At 58.1% G+C, this 15,669-nt stretch carries 16 protein-coding genes and 1 pseudogene; 3 read left to right on the top strand and 14 right to left on the bottom strand.

All coding sequences use genetic code 11. The features are described 5' to 3' along the window. Nucleotides 1-115: 115 nt before the first annotated feature. The 4 genes from gpJ to A7J50_RS06970 form a co-directional block, all read right to left on the bottom strand. On the bottom strand, nt 116-4,045 hold the full coding sequence (gene gpJ, locus A7J50_RS06985; protein ID WP_064451141.1) for a TipJ family phage tail tip protein: 3,930 nt from the start codon (nt 4,043-4,045) through the stop codon (nt 116-118). Between the two features lie 59 nt (nt 4,046-4,104). Next, complete coding sequence (locus tag A7J50_RS06980) at nt 4,105-4,692, bottom strand: tail assembly protein (protein WP_064451140.1); 588 nt, start codon at nt 4,690-4,692, stop codon at nt 4,105-4,107. Nucleotides 4,693-5,108: 416 nt separating this feature from the next. Continuing rightward, nucleotides 5,109-5,699, bottom strand: a complete 591-nt coding sequence (locus A7J50_RS06975) for a hypothetical protein (protein WP_064451139.1) — start codon at nt 5,697-5,699, stop codon at nt 5,109-5,111. A 146-nt stretch (nt 5,700-5,845) separates the two neighbouring features. Next, complete coding sequence (locus tag A7J50_RS06970) at nt 5,846-6,082, bottom strand: hypothetical protein (RefSeq protein ID WP_064451138.1); 237 nt, start codon at nt 6,080-6,082, stop codon at nt 5,846-5,848. 334 nt (nt 6,083-6,416) lie between these two features. Here A7J50_RS06970 and A7J50_RS06965 point away from each other — a divergent pair, with 334 nt between their 5' ends. Together A7J50_RS06965 and A7J50_RS31850 are read left to right on the top strand one after the other, a co-directional pair. Beyond that, complete coding sequence (locus tag A7J50_RS06965; RefSeq protein ID WP_064451137.1) at nt 6,417-6,977, top strand: fasciclin domain-containing protein; 561 nt, start codon at nt 6,417-6,419, stop codon at nt 6,975-6,977. A gap of 197 nt (nt 6,978-7,174) precedes the next feature. After that, nucleotides 7,175-7,405, top strand: a pseudogene (locus A7J50_RS31850) (hypothetical protein); the annotation flags it as partial. Here A7J50_RS31850 and A7J50_RS06960 read toward each other — a convergent pair. Next, a complete protein-coding gene (locus tag A7J50_RS06960) occupies nt 7,395-7,658 on the bottom strand; it encodes a hypothetical protein (RefSeq protein WP_064451136.1) in 264 nt (87 codons plus the stop codon). The pseudogene A7J50_RS31850 and the gene A7J50_RS06960 overlap by 11 nt on opposite strands. A 122-nt stretch (nt 7,659-7,780) precedes the next feature. On the opposite strand from A7J50_RS06960, the gene A7J50_RS06955 reads away from it, so the two are divergent. Continuing rightward, the gene (locus A7J50_RS06955) at nt 7,781-8,056 is read left to right on the top strand and encodes a hypothetical protein (protein ID WP_064451135.1); all 276 of its coding nucleotides are present in this window, start codon (nt 7,781-7,783) and stop codon (nt 8,054-8,056) included. Between the two features lie 201 nt (nt 8,057-8,257). Here the strand turns inward: A7J50_RS06955 and A7J50_RS06950 are convergent, their stop codons facing one another. The 9 genes from A7J50_RS06950 to A7J50_RS06910 all read right to left on the bottom strand — a co-directional run bounded on the left by A7J50_RS06950 (nt 8,258) and on the right by A7J50_RS06910 (nt 15,669). Then, nucleotides 8,258-9,022, bottom strand: a complete 765-nt coding sequence (locus A7J50_RS06950) for a C40 family peptidase (RefSeq protein WP_064451134.1) — start codon at nt 9,020-9,022, stop codon at nt 8,258-8,260. Between the two features lie 2 nt (nt 9,023-9,024). Further along, entirely contained in the window at nt 9,025-9,777 is a 753-nt protein-coding gene (locus A7J50_RS06945) for a phage minor tail protein L (RefSeq protein ID WP_064451133.1), read from the bottom strand. A 9-nt stretch (nt 9,778-9,786) separates the two neighbouring features. Then, complete coding sequence (locus A7J50_RS06940; RefSeq protein WP_010567892.1) at nt 9,787-10,125, bottom strand: phage tail protein; 339 nt, start codon at nt 10,123-10,125, stop codon at nt 9,787-9,789. Beyond that, nucleotides 10,125-13,199: a phage tail tape measure protein gene (locus A7J50_RS06935; protein ID WP_064451132.1), complete on the bottom strand. Its 3,075-nt coding sequence runs from the start codon at nt 13,197-13,199 to the stop codon at nt 10,125-10,127. Before A7J50_RS06935 ends, A7J50_RS06940 begins: the two co-directional genes overlap by 1 nt. Nucleotides 13,200-13,226: 27 nt before the next feature. Beyond that, nucleotides 13,227-13,499: a DUF1799 domain-containing protein gene (locus A7J50_RS06930; protein WP_064451131.1), complete on the bottom strand. Its 273-nt coding sequence runs from the start codon at nt 13,497-13,499 to the stop codon at nt 13,227-13,229. A gap of 47 nt (nt 13,500-13,546) precedes the next feature. Beyond that, nucleotides 13,547-13,927 carry a phage tail assembly chaperone gene (locus A7J50_RS06925; RefSeq protein ID WP_064451130.1) on the bottom strand — a complete coding sequence of 127 codons (381 nt, stop codon included), beginning with the start codon at nt 13,925-13,927 and terminating at the stop codon, nt 13,547-13,549. A 3-nt stretch (nt 13,928-13,930) separates the two neighbouring features. Further along, entirely contained in the window at nt 13,931-14,587 is a 657-nt protein-coding gene (locus A7J50_RS06920) for a phage tail protein (RefSeq protein WP_064451129.1), read from the bottom strand. Nucleotides 14,588-14,659: 72 nt separating this feature from the next. Beyond that, nucleotides 14,660-15,076 carry a phage tail terminator-like protein gene (locus A7J50_RS06915; RefSeq protein WP_064451128.1) on the bottom strand — a complete coding sequence of 139 codons (417 nt, stop codon included), beginning with the start codon at nt 15,074-15,076 and terminating at the stop codon, nt 14,660-14,662. Next, entirely contained in the window at nt 15,073-15,669 is a 597-nt protein-coding gene (locus A7J50_RS06910) for a hypothetical protein (RefSeq protein ID WP_064451127.1), read from the bottom strand. The genes A7J50_RS06915 and A7J50_RS06910 overlap by 4 nt, the downstream gene beginning before the upstream one ends.

Genomic DNA, 15,669 nt, shown 5'->3' with positions numbered 1-15,669 from the left:
GAGTTCGGGCGTTCAGGGTTTCTTGTCACCAGGGTCGAATAAACAACCCTAACCGTGAAAGAGTTTTCATCAAGCTGGAGGGCTCCATTAGCCCCCCAAATCCTAATTCCTGTCGTCATTCGCTTAGGTCCCCTATCTGAACTCTCTTAACTCCATTCACATCCCAGAAACGTAGAGACCTATTTGTCATCATTGAGCGGCCTTGCCCAGGAACTACGCCATTCATTTCGAACGTGCCATCAAAGAACAGCTTCCACCCGCTGACTCCAGCAACGTAGTTGTTCGACTGTATGTAGTTACCGATCTTGGCGTTTGTAATCGTGCCGTCCTGAATAAAAGCAGACTTGATGTAGGTCTCCGTACCGTTCACGGCGAATGGCACGCTGGACCCTGCCGCGCCTAGTGCACCGTTGTATATTGCAAATTGATCAGCCTGGATAACGAAGCGCGAGATAGCACTGCCGTTCACACCTGACTCGATACCAAAACCGATACCAGCCGAGTACGGAATGCCGTTTACATCCAGCTTGTAACGGAGCGAGTACGTGCCGCTGACCTTCCCGTCAACGCTCTGATTGATACTTGCCTGCTGCTGGAACTGCTGTGTATGGCCACCTACAGTTGTTTGCAGGTTCTGCGTTGCTGTCGCGTTTGCTTCATTCGAATCGGTCAGCGTTTTAAGCGATGTCTGAACGGCAGAGCTGTTGCTGTTGAAGTCAGTGCGCAGAGTGCCAATGGACTGGGCATTGGTTTTCGTGGCATCTGATACAACAGCGATCTGCTGATTGACTGTCGCCTTGTTGCCCTCAAAATCTGTACGCAAAACCGAGGTCTGTGCAGCTTGAGCAGTCTGGCCGTTCACTAACGCTGTAGTGGTCTGCTCGTAGGTCGCGTAGTTTTTGTTTACCTGAGCCTCCACTGTGTCTGTGCGCTTGGCCTGGGCATAGTCGCCATCGGTAACAGCGGACTGGATAGACCATACGCCTGCATAGCCCTGAGTGCTGCCAGCCAGGTCATTATCAGAACCAGCCATCGGGGCGTTAATTTCAGCGTAAACGCCGTCAATCCGCTCAGTCTGCGCGGTCAGCTTGTTATCAACGTTGGTTACTCGCTGATTCACCTGGGTGACGTTATTTGCCGTAGCCGCCAGGCCAGTTGCCGGGTCATTTACCTTTGTCTGGAGCTGGGTGAGCTGGTCCTGGGTGGCAATCACCTCCCCGTCGACTACCGTGATTTTCTGGTCAAGGTTATTAACCCGTATTGCCAAAGCGTTTGCATCAGTGAGGATGTCGCCCACGTCTTTCCAGTTTGCACTGGGCGGCTGGGAGCCAGTGTTAGCGGCTAGGGCCTGATACAGCTTGTTTCCCTGACGAACGATGTCACCCTTCGCGTAGGCCTTCGCGGCGTCCCACAAGAGCGCGTCCACATAAGGCTTGATTTGCGCCTCAAGATCCTTTCTTAACTGCGCATTTCGAGCGTTTACGGACCCCGGCCCATTGCCGTCGATCAGGTTGATGCGTCCGTTTAGAGCTGGAGCCAGCGATGATTCGTCGATCTGCCCCTTGATCTGCTCAAGGATCGGCCCAGCGTCCGAAATGGACTGGCCCATCACACCATTCACGACAGGGAAGAACGGCCCGATGTTGCCGGTTCGATCCACCAGGCGCGCCCAGAAGAACAGAGTTGCGCCTGACTTCAACTGCTGCATGCGGTAGTCGGCCTGCGGATACGCCAGGTCGGCCAGCTTGCTTGCGGCCGGCAGACTGTTCGCCGGGCCATACCACAGCTCGGTGCGTTGGGTGTCCTCGGCGCCAGCAGGGAAGCCCCACTTGATGCTGATCCCGAAGAGCTCGCCGGTGGCGCGCAGGAACGCCACTGCCGGCGGCAGGCCGGTTTTGCCTTGCAGATTGGTCAGGTTGGAGCTCTTCCAGATCGACGATATCTCGAAGGCGCTCACCGAGCGCACCCGCGCAAGGTAGGCACCCGAGTAGATGCCAGTGACGTCGACGCTGGTCGATCCGGTGCGTTGCACCTTGATCCAGTTGCCGCTGTCCTTGCGCCACTCCACGTCGTACGCGACGGCGCCGGTGACGGCGGGCCACGAGATGTTCATGGTGCTGATCGCGATACCCTGATTTACGGCGTAGCTCGATGTCAGGGTGACGCTGGCCGGCGCCGGAACCACGGTGATTGGGATAACGCTGATCGGCCGCTCTTCCAGCCGAGCGCCGGTGTCGATGTGCGCGAACTTGCTCGGGTCGTACTGCACGGCCGAGATTTCAAACACGCCAGGCTCTGGCCGGGAAACGCTGGTCACCCGGTACAGCGGGATAGCCAGGTCGTCAGCGTCGAGAGCCCACACCAGTTCCCGCTCAGGTGCCACGGAGTACGCCGTGGTGACCGTGACCTGGCGACCACTGACCAGTTGCACGGTGCGCCCCTCGCACTTGCCGTCGGGCAGGTTGAGGATCAGACGGTCACCGGGCTTGGCCTGGGTGTCACGGTCCAGGGTGATGACTTTGCCGTTCACCGCCGAAATACGCCCGCCCACCGGCCGGCCAGCGAGCAGTTCGTCAGCAATCGGGATTACGTAGCCCGGCAACGGAATACGCCCATCGAGGCCGACCTTGAAGGTGACGGCCCGGTCCTTGGAGTTGGTGAGCAGAGCCCACTTACCGCGGCGCTGGGCCTCGGATTCACGCGTGCAGCCAATCGCGCTGATCTCCAGCGGGTTGTCGCCGTAACGCCGCTGCAGCTTCTGGTCGGTCACCGCCGTGACGTCGGTGTCGTAGTTGTTCAGCGGGTTGTCGTAACTGATCAGCGCCCGCGTATAGCGGGTACGCTCCGACGCACTGGAATAGGTGAATTTGCCATCGAGCACGTTTGCCCGGGTATAGGCGAAGTCGAAGTCCGTGGCGCGCGGCATATCCGAAAGGGTGAACACCTGGCCCTGAGCCCAGTAGGTCATGCCCCGGTAGATCGCCGAGATGTCACGCAGCAGAGACCAAGCGTCAGCCTTGCTCTGCAGGTTCATGTTGCAGATGAAACGCGGCTCCTGGCCACCCTTTCCATCCGGCACCAGTTGGTCGCAATACTGCGAGATGCGGTAAAGCTCCCACTTGTCGACCATCCACGGTTTGATGCGACGCCCAAGGCCGAAGCGGTCGGCGGTGGTGATGTCGTAGGTCATCCAGACCGCGTTGTCGGTCCAGGCCTGCTTAAACGTGCCATCCCAAACGCCCGAGTAGGTGCGCGATACCGGGTCATAGTTGCTGGGCACCTGCATCTTCTTCAGCTTGGTCTCGACGGTAACGGCAGGGATACTGCGGAACTGCTCGGCTGAAAACTCAATGTAGAGCAGCGCCGTGTTCGGGTAGCGGATCTTGGCGTCGATCACCTCTGTGAAGCCGGCGATCTGCATCGTGTCGGAGATTTTGTTGTTGTTCTGGTTGGGTGTCAGCCGCGTGATACGCATCAGCCAACCAGTGGCTGCCTTGGGTAAATCGATCCGGCGGGTGCGCTCGTAAAGGCTGGTGGTCTTTCCCGACACGGCCTCATTCAGAACCTCCCGATAAGCGCCGCCATCAGTAGCCAACTCGACCTTGTAGCCGATCGCGTAACCGTTGATGTTGCCACTGGCATCCACCGACTGGAGCGCCGGCCAGGCGAAGCGAATGCGCACAGCGGAGAGTTGGGTGTTGCTGATTGCCCGAACCCACGGAGTGCCGCTGCGCAGTTCGGTGCTGATGGTGGTTTCGTTCTCGACCGATGGAATTCCCTGGATATACGACTGATCCACAGCCCCGGTGCGCCACTCCCACTTCACGTTCGGGAAGTTCATGTTGCCCTGAGGGTCTTGCAGCGGCGTGTTGTCGAGGTAGATGTCCTTTGCGGTCGGCACACCTTCGAACTCGCCTTCGCCCACCGCGATGAGAATTTTGGCGATGGCAACGGAGCGAAGGCTATCCGGGGCTTCCGTTGGCGTCTTTGGTTTCTCTTCGCCGCCCTTGGCGCCGTGGATATCGATAATGCGTGCTGCGCCCATACTTTTCTCCAGGCAATAAAAAACCGCCTCTTGGGCGGCGGCGGTGTTGCGGATGACAGCTACATTTGGTCTTCGGCGTAGATAGCGGCGCTGATAATCGCCCCGCCCACCCGCCGCTTGCCGTAGCACAGCGGTACAGGATTGCCGGAGGCCGTGGTGTTCTTGGCGCTGCCGAAAGCATAGCCGGGTGTGTTTTCTGGCGCGGCGCTTGTCTTGAGGCCCCCGGCCTGGGGGCTGAGCATTTGAATTACGCCGCCGGCAACAAGACCTATGCCGGCCGGCGCCAGATACGGCGCGGTAACCGGGAATACATACGAAATAGCGAGCAGGACTACACCAACAATCGTCTGGAGAATCCCCGCTCGCTTGCTACCGGTAATCACTGGGGCAATGCGGATGTCTCCTTCTCCGCCAAAAGATAGCTCGCCCTCTCCAATATTCTTTTTCCCCCTGAACACAGCAAACTCAATACCTCGCGACTTCGCATTCGACAAGAAACGCTCAAAGCCAGGAATCTGCACGCAAAGAGCCTTGATCGCCTCCGCTGTCGTTCTTACCGACAGCCTGAATGAGCGACCGAACTGGCGTAGTTGGCCGAAAAGCAGGATGGTTGTGAGTGGCTGGTATTCGATTGCGAGCGCTGCCATAGTTTTCTCCGGACATGAAAAAGCCGCCCTTGGGCGGCTTAATTTGGTTGTTCCTTACAGGCAGTCGCGAACCGCCTTTTCAATTGCTGATCGACCGTAACCAGGAGCCCAGGACAATCGCTGATACAACGCAACACTGCTTCCACTTGAGGATCGGTTAACCTCAAGAAGCTCCTCAGCGGTCGAGTCGGTAGCAACGATTAGTCTATAGCCAGTCGCGGTTTCCGTCATCGTGGCGCCTGAGCGAGCATCCTGCCATTTCGGCATTACGCAGAGGGCATATTGCTTCGGCGCTTTACTCGATGAAGCGGTGATGGTCGCCTTTCCCGACTTGAGATCGCCTGGTGTTGTGCATCCTGCCAGCACAGCCAGGGCAAGTGCCCCTACGAATAATCTCATGTCCCCCCCTCGCCGGCTCACTGGTAAGCGCCGTAGACATAGCGATTATTTGATGGCTCATGCTTTTCGTAAACGTCCTTCCAGTCATTCGCGTAAGAAGGAAAGCTCGCTATTTTCGTGATTCGCCAGCCACTCTGCGCATCTTTTCTCTCAAGCAGATATTGAAAAGGCTCTCCCGCCTCCTTGGCTTTTTTATCATCGGAATCAAGCACCGCTCCATCCTCGGGAGGGGTTGAGTTCTTTATGCGAGCAGTCACCAGCGCGCGGGTCTCCGATTGGACCTCGACCTTAGTGATTTGCCGATCAAAACTCATAGGCTTCTCGCCGCAATCGCCCCGGCCAATCAGCTCGCCAGTAGACAACTGAGAGAGCTTGTCGAAGTAAGCCGTAGCTAACTTCTGATTGTTTTTGCAAATTTCCACTCGAACCTGAGCTGCAGCATCCTTAACCATCCACCACGATTTTACCGTCGCGTCAGGCGAGTTGCTGGCTGTTTCGATTCCGCTTACCGCGCTAATAGATTTTGCAAGCCCGTCATCGGAAGCTCCTTTCTCAAAGCAGCCCGACAACGCCAAAGAAATCACACCCAGAACCATCAAACGCTTCATGCGCACCCTCCTTGTTAGTGGAGGCAATCTAGCATTATCTGACGGAAGCGCCAAAGCCCCGTATGGGCGGGGTTCTTCGGGTTCGCGTGGGGCTGGCAGCTGTCCGGGCATCCAGCGTGGATGGAATGCGATCGACTGAGCTTTTCTCACTCCCAGCCAAGATCCTTATATGAGGTCTTGTCATGCTCAGGAAATTCGGTCGTGTAATCTCCCCAGTCCATGTACGAATAGTATTTGCTCATTGCTTCAAAGTAACTGGAGGCTTCGACCTGCCAAGTGAGTATTGATTCGGGTTCAAGAAGGTCCCGTGCACCTTCGCCGTGAGGGCCAGCAAGACAAAATGTCTGACACCCGTCGGGCTCAAGCCAGAGTTCATGATTCATTGAACGCTTGTTTCCCTCTTTGGTTTGTCGGGACTGTAGCACTGACGGGATAGATGCAAAAAGCACAGAGGGAGGTCTGGGCTTCTTCACACTGCACTTTGTGGCAACGCAGACGGTCTATTCCGAAGGACTGTTTCAACCAACAGCAGGCCTTCAGCACCCACGAAATTACGCACGATGTAGGCGTAGGACCACTACGCATAGCCACCCTTGGAATTAAGCGTGAAGCCTACCTACATAAACTCACAAATGTGTCTACGCTCTCAGAGGCGCTTCATAGCCCCGCATGTTCAGGACCCTCATTCAGAGGGAATTAATGCCAAGGAGATACATCATGCATGCCTTTTACAAAAATATTGCTGCAGCAACCTGCTTCGCGATTCTGTCTGTAACAGCAACGCTCAGTTTTGCCGATGACACGGTCATGGTTGGCGGAGCAGCAATGTATCCCAGCAAAACCATTGTGGAAAACGCGGCCAACTCAAAGGATCACACCACACTCGTTGCAGCAGTTAAGGCGGCGGGACTAGTTGATACTCTCAACAGCAAAGGTCCGTTCACCGTCTTCGCACCTACCAACGAAGCCTTCGCCAAGCTGCCAGCGGGCACCGTTGATACTCTCGTGAAACCTGAGCATAAAGCCGATCTGACGAAAATCCTCACCTATCACGTGGTACCTGGCACCCATACTTCTAAAGAGCTGATGGCCGAAGCCAAGAAGAACGACGGCACCGTTGTATTGAAAACCGTCCAGGGCGAATCGCTGAATATCAAGCTGCATGATGGCAAGCTTTGGGTCGTAGATGCCAAAGGCGGTAAAGCTAGTATCAGCATTGCAGACGTGATGCAGTCCAACGGCGTGATCCACGTTGTGGACTCGGTCTTGATGCCTTAACGCTCTTCAAGCCCGGCACGCGCAAAGCTTGCCGGGTATTGGAGTCAGCATAGACACTTCGGATACCGCAATTTCAAGGTACAGAAATGTCGTAGCCACTGCTCCACGCGAACGTAAAACCGGCTGTACGAATCCTCAGTAACGCCCCTCATCCTTCTGATAGTAGCCTCAGGCCTTCACGCAACCAAGGATCGGCCATGTCAATCAGAAGCCTCGCGAAAAACCTTCCAGCAGACCCGGACAACAAAGGGTGCGTACTCGGCTGGGCAGTGCTCAGTGATGCCCTTGAGCCTTGGCACCTGGTAGACGTCTACGCCAGCAAGGCAATTGCCCAGGCTGAGGCTGCACGGCTGAATAACGGATACATCGTCGAGTACGGCTCTCATAGGCTTGGCACGGACGAGTTCATTGGCGGGCTTACACCGCCGAGGTGGCCGGAGGCCTTTCGGCCGCAAACTGGATCTGCCCGGGGCCCGATTCAAGCTTTGCAATGAGCCCAGGCTTTCCAGTGTAGGCACGGCGGTAACCATCCTTGCTCTGGCACTTGCCGGAGAATTTCACGCGGTCGATCTCGACACCGCCATCCAGAATGGCGACTTCGGCTTCAGCACCGCAGACACCACCGTCGGTAACGCCGAAGAGGTCGTAAATGGTCAGCATGTAGCGCTGGCTTGGCTGCATACAGCCCTCCTGCTGCCGGGTGGGCAGCGAGAAATGAATTAAAGGATTTCCCAGTCCTTCGCCTGCAAGCCCAAGGACTGGGATAGCGCCAATTTCGGCGCGGACAACGCAAGGAAAGTGAAATGCATCCAGGACAAACCATATTCCCGTACGTGCTGATTACCAACGATCCTGCGGTCATCGCTAAGGCAGCGGACATTTCTGTGAACGGTGTCGCTGAGGCGAGAGGCATAGTCACCTTCATGACGACTCTAGGCTTCGAGGACACAATGTCCGCACTAAACGCTGATGGCGGTGAAGTAGGCTTGATCCAGGCTTATGACTCGCAGTTCAAAGGCGCTGCCGGCGATATCGTTCGTCTTTTTACCGGCTTAACTCGGGCGACTCCGCCCGCTTGACCATAAAATTTTCCCGCCAATAATTTCTATTTTGGCGCCCTCTGCCATCCTGTACGGGCCGCTGAGTGCATATTCAGCGCGCCCATCCTGCACATCTACTTCGACCGGCTCGCGTTCAGGGTTAGTGAAACCTTGGCGCCAAGCGATTACCGGGCTGAACTGATCACTCTTTTGCATACCCACTCCTACGGCCATGCCGCGTCATGTTGGTTGTTTTGCATCTTTGTGCCTGAGGATCAGGCGCGTTCTGTCATACCAAGGGCCGCCGTAGACGATAATCTCGGATGGTCTGCCGTACAGGTGGTGCAACAGGAACGGGCCTGGACCGAACGCGCCCGACTCTTCTCCTGGTAGCGCCGGATCAGCGCCCAGGTAAATCCCGGCATGGTTGGGGTGAACCGTCCGGCCAACCTGCATAACGATCATGTCGCCGCGCTGCGGCCGGTCGACGCGCACAAAGCCAGCGGCCTCGTAGTTCGCCTCGTATAGGCTCGCGCTTTCAGCACTCTCCCACCAGCCGTCAGTGCGCTGGAAGGCCTGGAACTCAATCTCCCACTCCCGTTGATACCAATCAGCGCAAACCTGCCAGCAGTCCCAGGCGCCGTGAACAAACGGTCGCTTGAGCAGCGGCGTGCTGCCGGTTGGTGTGATCGTGCGCAAGTCGCTCTCGGGCCACGACAGGATATGCCAGGGCAAGGCCGTGGCCTCGCACATGGCCAGGTCGTGCGGTGACGGCCTGCTGGTGGCGTCCGGATGCGAGTGAACGATCCCGATCACCTCGCCCAAATCTTCCGCAGTGGCGTAATCCTCGGGATCAAGCCGAAACTCTTCGTTCGGCTCCGTGGCGATATTTCGGCACGGGAAGTACTTCTGCGCCCGCCCGACGATCAGCAGCAGACCGCAGCACTCTTTCGGGTACTGGGCTGCGGCGTGCGCCTGGATCGCGGCGATGATGTGTTTGCGCATGGTCAGCTCCTCGCGATCAAGCTGACGGCGGGGAATCCACCGAAACTGAGCTCGTTGTTCTCGCCAAAGCGCAACTTGCAGGACGACAGGCAGCCTTTGCACTGATCCTTGGCAGGGTCATCCGTGGGGTTGTCCTCGTCATCGAACATCGCTGTCCCCGTATAGTTACAGTCAGGGCCTCTGTACCCCCCCGTCATGGCCCAGTGACAGAAGGTAGTCATCTGGCGCCCAGGCAGTCCGTGGTTATCGATCTCGCCCGGAGAGGAGAGGTCCCAGACCACAGCTTCACTGTCCTCGCTGGTTTTCTGGTCGATGTACCAGATCTCCAGCACTTCCTGGGTCGGGTCTGCGGTCGGGTTGCCGTCGGGGAAGTTGGCCGCATCCAGGTACTGGGCCAGGGTCTCGCGAACCGTCAGCTTGAACTTGAGCATGTCCTCGAAGGCCAGGCACAGCGCCGTGACTCGCCCGTTCACGTTACCGGCGGCGAATGTCGGCCGTGAGGCAGTGCCGTCGCTACTCGAGGAAATCCCCTCAATCTGCACCGGCCAGGCCGCGTACTCCTCTCCCTGCCACCAGATCGACTTCGCCGGCAGATCCTCTTCCAAATGCTCGTAGGCCAGCAGCTCTTCAGGTGTGTGCGGAATGGCATGCCCGTGGAAGCGCAGGTAATCCGCGCCGTACTCAGTCCCGTCAATTTCAAACAGGCGAATCTCGCCACCGGGCTCCAGCTTCTGGATGTCCGTGATCAGTGCCATTGATAGGCCTCAGGGATGAAAGGTTTGCTTGAAGGTCGCGGTGATGGCGTAGACCTGACCGCCACGGTGAACCGGTTTGTAGCCGTTGCACTTGTAAAGGCCAAGCTCGCCCAAGGGCGGCTCCCATAGAAAACCCTTGGCGCCCTTGTGCCGATCGAGGAAGGCCTTGATTTCCAGAACGCGAGCTTTGGCGCCGGTGAACGTGAGCGGCCAGGATTGGGACTGGTTATTGAGGCCGTCTTCGACCGACTGCTCGTATCCATCGCCGAACTGCTTGGTCCGGACGCGCTGGGTCACATCACCCTCCGCGCCCTTCTCCGTTGCCCAGGTGAATCGTTCGATTGCCATCAGCGCCCCTTGATTGCTTTGTTGATGACGCCGCCCTGGCCCATGTCCTTGTTGCGTAGCTGCTGATACTTCTGCTCAACAAAAGCCGCCAGCTCCTTGCCAAACATGTCGTAGCCAGGCGCGTCGGCGGAGGACGATGCGTTGCCATCCCCGTCGATATGAACCTCGACATTGATCTGTGTTGCTCCGGCCCCGCCACCGCCCATGGCCATAACGCCGAGCTTGCCGCTGGACGTTCGGGTCAGCGGCATGATCGCCTCCGGACCGGCCTCACCAGCGATACCCATGTTGCCGTTTGCCATGCCAAACGAGGTTGGCTTGCTGACGATGGTGTTGGTGAACGCGCCGCCGTCGGCGAACATCTGCACGCCGCCCGACCAGGCGCCGCCCATGGCTTGCGGGAAGTAGCTGCCGGAGTAGCCCCCCGCTGAAGCGCCAAGGTTGGAAGATGCAGCGCCAGCAGATCCGGCCGCCAGTCCGTTGCCGCCGGCGGCACTGCCGCCGAAGTAACTCGCCGCCGCACCCACCAGGCTGCCCAGTAAAGCGGAACTGGCCTGACGTGTCGCAATGCGCGCCATGTCCGCCAAAATCGACTTGGTGAAGTCCGCGAACGACGCTTTGCCTGTAACGGCGAAGTTGACCAGCGAATCCTCCATGGAGCTGAAGGCGTTGCCGAACAGGCTTTTCGTCTGGCCGGCAATGTTCCGCGCCGAATCCAAGTAATTGTCCCAAGCTGCCGTCGCGCCCTTCGTCCAATCGCCCTGGGCGGCTTCCACATCCGCGTAGTTCTGCCGGATCTGGTCAGTCGCCGCCTTGTTCGCATCGGCGAGCGCCTGGGATTTACGCTTGAACTCTTCCTCCGACATGTTCCGCGACGGGTCGGACTTCTGGTTGGCCAACTCCAGGGACTGCTGAGCAAACCGGTCTTGCTGGCTGTTCAGTTCGCCGCTGAGCGCGTTTTGGCGATCACCCTGACCCACGCCGAGAACCGCGCGCTGGCCGGCAAGCTCCAGAGCTCGCTGTTGCTGCCCCAGCGCCTGCACGTAAGTGCTGATCGCGCGTTCTTGTTTGGCCAGGCGCCCGGTCTCGTTGGTCGCCAGAACTTCAAGCTGGCTATCAGTGTCCTTCTGCGCTTTGACCATCCCTGCACGCGCGTCAGCGATCTTCTGGTCGAGCTGGATACTTTGCGCGGCAGTGGTGGACTTCTTGCCCTTGGCGGCCTCCAGAGCGGATATCTCGGCCTCGTAGGCTGCCGTTACCTGGTCGCGCTCATTACCGATCAGGGCTTGGCGCCGCAACAGGTAGTCTGCCTCTGAAATAAGCCCAGCCTTTTGCGCTGCGTCCAACTGCTTTTGGTAGTTTTTGTAGTCGGTAGCGATGGCCGCGAGGTTGTTCTTCGCGTCATTGAAGCCGGTCAGATCCACGCTGCCGGCAGCAACCGCGGGGTCTTTGTTCTTGTCTTTAATGTTTTGGATCGTCTTAGCCACATAATCTGGCTGGACGAGCGGACTGTCCGGGTTTGCTTTGCGGAGATTCTCGACTGATCGCTGGTAATCTTTGATCAGCTTATTGCGCTTCTCGGCATTGGTCAGGTTTGAATCGCTGATTGCCTTGAGCTTCTGCTCGGCCTCAATCCCTTCCTGCTGAACACGCACCTGATCCTCTTGGGCTTTGGTTCGCTGACCGCCAACAAAGACCATAAGCTGGAGCTGATACAGCTCCTTCTCAGAAGCGGCGAGTTTCTTTTTGGCGTCAGTGTCATCCGGGTCAGCTTTGAGCACGCTTCGAGCATAAGCCGCGCTTTGGGTAAGTTCAGCGATCCTTTTGGCCGGCCCTTCATCGCGACCAATATTTTTTATCGCGTCGAGGGACTTCTTGGCCTCATCCGTGATGCCTTTCCACGCCCTTTCGATAGTGCCGAGATTCTGAGTGATCTCCCCAGCCCTGCCCTTTACGGTGTCGGCGTAAGTGTCGGTCAAGAGCTTCGCTGCACCAATGGTGTCGCCCTGCTCCTTAAGCGCAACAATCTGTGAATAAACCGAGGCGGTCAGGAAGTGATACTGATCATTCAGAGACTTCGCAGCAGCAACTGGGTCCTCAGCAATCTTGACGAACTCCGCTACCGTCGCGTCTACAGACTTCCCCGTCGCTTTCTCCATCGCCAAGGCGGCTTCTGAAATTTCAACGAAGCTCGCGCCCGCAATCTTTCCGTTACCCGCCAGAGTCGCCAGCACTTCTGCAGCTTGGCCAGTAGTGCCCACCGTCGCACTGATCTGCCGCGCCATATCGCTCAGTTGACCGGCACTCACCCCTGCGTAGTTGCCCGTAAGGATCAGTGATTTGTTGTAATTGTCCTGCTCTTCGCTGCCTTTGTAGTACGCATATGCAAGTCCGCCAACAGCGGCTGTCGCCAAAGCAATCGGACCCAGAATGGCGAGCAATCCAGCGGCGCCTGCTCCAGCTCCAGCACCCAGCTGAGCAACAGCACGCACGCCGCTACCCCAGTCGCCCGAGGACAGCGCATTACCCAACTGAACAACGTTTTCCTGAGCTTGCCGGGTGCCAAGGCGAAGCTTGTCGAAACCGGTATTGGTTTTTTCGAGCTTTGCGTAATCCTTATCGATATTGCTCAGAGCCTTGTTGTAATCCTCTTGGCTTAGGCGCCCAGCATCCAGATGTTTACCGAGCTGCTCAACCTGGGTGTCCAGCTTTGCCAGCGCTGCACGGGCCGGGTCAACCGCTCCAAGCAGGCTATTCAGCGCCTTCTGCTCGTCCATCGCAGACCTGGCCAAGGCCACCTGCTGCTTGTCGAGCTGAGCGGAGATTTTCGCTGCCTCGGCCTCGCCATAGGCGCCGGTCTTGGTCAGCTTGGCGAGAGCGTCACGCTGCTTTGCCAGGTCCTGGGTGGTTTTAGCGCTGGTAGACAGCGACTTTTCCAGCGCCTGCATTTCGTTCATCAGCGAAACGGCAGACTGCTCGGCACGGCCGCCAGCCTTCGCCATCTCATCGAAACTTGTTTTCGCCTCGATTGCATCGGCCGAGTCGATCTTGACGCCGAGTTCTGCAATGTTCATCGACTCACCTTGAATAAGTGCCCGTGGTTACGGGCTGTTTTCCCTTTCCTCCGCCATGACGCGCAGGGCTTCGCCTTCCAGCACCTGAAGGTCAGGGAAGATTTCAGCGAGTTTCTTTTTCTTGATTCCGAGGAGCCCGGCCACGTCGCGGATGCAGTTGTAATCGAGGCCGATCGCGCCGCCGGCGCCCGCCCTCCACTGAGTCGACATCCGGTTGAACAGGAAGAACGCCGGCCAGTTGCAGGGCCATACCTCGGTCACCTCTTCAAGGTCACCCGGGGAAAGCCCAAACAGCCCCATCAGTTCAGCAGGTGCCGCCGGCGCATAGAGTGCACGGGCGGCGTCTGTCAGTTTCCCAGGCGGGCCTGGCTGAATGCGTTCTGGTAGGCGTTCACAACTGCCTCAGCAGCGCCCTGGCAGGACTTCACCAATGCCAGGATGCTCTTATCGTCGAACTTGTCATCGAAGCCCCAGCCGACCACCAGGTCCTTGATCTGCTGCGCTTGCTGCTCAGTGTCAGCGGCTACGATTTCGGAAAGCGTAGGCTTATCGCCGAGGGCGGTCTGTGCCTCGTCGCGCTTCAGGGTCCATTCATCGAACAAGGCGGCAAGCCCTGGACGATCCCGATACTTAAAGGTGAACTCGATTTTCTCGGGCTCGCCCCCAACGATGGGGATCGACACGAAGGCCTTGAACGTCGGGTTTTGGGCGATTCTGATCTTTGCCATGGGTTATGCCACCGCAGTCAGGTAACGGGTCGGTTCGCCCTGCAGCGCCAGGTTCACGGTCCGGGTCAGCAAGTTGCTGCGAGACACAGTCGGCTGGTTGGAGAACGAGGTGAAGGCGCCGTAGAACAGCGTGTCGTTGCCCGGCAGGTTCAGGCGCGCGGCCTGAATGGTCTGACTGGCATCCGCCGCACGCAGAATGGCGTTGAACGCCTGGCCCGGGTCGTCAGCAATGGTAAGTGCCAAGCTCGCGGCAGCCTTGTCAGTCGGCATCTGGCGACCCTGTTTGTCTTCCAGAAACACCACATCCAGGTAGTTCTGGGTTCCGCCTGCGAAAGCCACATCGGTGATTTGCGGAATCTGTACCCAGGTCAGAACCTTTTTCAACGACCCGATGCCAGAGCCTGTCGGGTAAACCTGCAGGTCCGTGGTGTCGATACCTTCAAGGGTGATGGCGGCGGCAGTGGCAGCTTTCACGCGCACAACGCGGTTGCCCAGGCGAGTCCAGCCAGAGGTGACAATCACGATATCGCCAGCAGCCAGCGTACCGCCAGTTACGGTGGCCACGGCCTCGGCCGCATTGCTCAGCGCCGTAAATGGGATGTCCGGGCCATAGGTGGCACCGTGCTGGAAGGTGCCGCCGTCCGGAATTTTGTAGCCCATGGGTATTTCCTCTTTGCAGATGTGAAAAAACCCGCTCAATGGCGGGTTCGTGGGTTTGCCCAATGGGCGGGATCAGTTGGTGTCGGCTCGGTACAAAAACGAGACCGGGACGGTGTAGGTGGAGTCGCCGGTGATGCCGGGGCCCTGGTCGACCGGCGACATCGTCACCGCGGTGACCGGGCCCTTCGTGTCCCTGGCGTACAGCGGGAACAGATCGGTCAGCTCAGTTGCTATAGGGTTCGTCTTGGTCTTTCCCGTGCCCGCCGGTGCGATGATGCTTGCCTGGAATACGCCGGTGAACAGTCGGTGATCGCCACCGAGCGTATTGCTCGCGGTATCGCCCGGGATAGTGAAGGCTCGCAGGTAGGTCTCGCCCTCCGCCGGCGTGTAGGCCGTGTTCTCGAACACGATCTTCAGCTTCTCCGACCTGGCAGCGCTCCAGGCGATCAGCTTTGCCTCGTAGATCGAAGCGATGATTGCGTGACTCATACCTGGTTGTTCCTGATGGCCTCCAACACAATCTGCTGGAAGCGAGCCACGGTTACCCGGACCATTCCAGATGGCGCTTGGCTTGAGTGTCCAAATTCCAATGGAATTGCATAGGGCAAGTTGTTGATGATGTAGGCCATCTGGCCGGCGGTGAAATCGCTCATCGCGGCCACCAGTGCGGCAGTGGTTTCGGCGCCGCTCGGGTCTACCTCGTCGAAGGTGACGCTCTCGACCACGCCCAGCGAAATGTGCCAGTTCGCACGGAACCGGCCGCCGATGTAGCCTTCGGGCGCCTTGATGTCCATGCCGTCGTTGAGCTTGCGGCCCTTCTTGAGCCTGCCACCCTTCGTGAGGTTTTCCGGGTCACTGCGCAGCGCGCTATTGTGGTCGTCGACGGCCTTGTTGTACTGGTTCGCCGCTGCGTTCTGCGCCCAAATCTCCGGGTTACCCACGGGAGACATGCGGATCAGGCTGCTGCCGACTTCGATGATGATCTCGCGCACACTGGCGTCGATGGCTTCACTGGTCTGCGCGGCGAACTCAGCCAGGCTCAGGGCGAAGCTACCGGACTGTCCGGCGCTTTTACTTGCCAT

The sequence above is a fragment of the Pseudomonas antarctica genome (assembly GCF_001647715.1).
Classification (GTDB): Bacteria; Pseudomonadota; Gammaproteobacteria; order Pseudomonadales; family Pseudomonadaceae; genus Aquipseudomonas; species Aquipseudomonas antarctica_A.
Note: the sequence above shows the minus strand (reverse complement) of the source record. Positions and strands in the feature narration are given on the sequence as shown.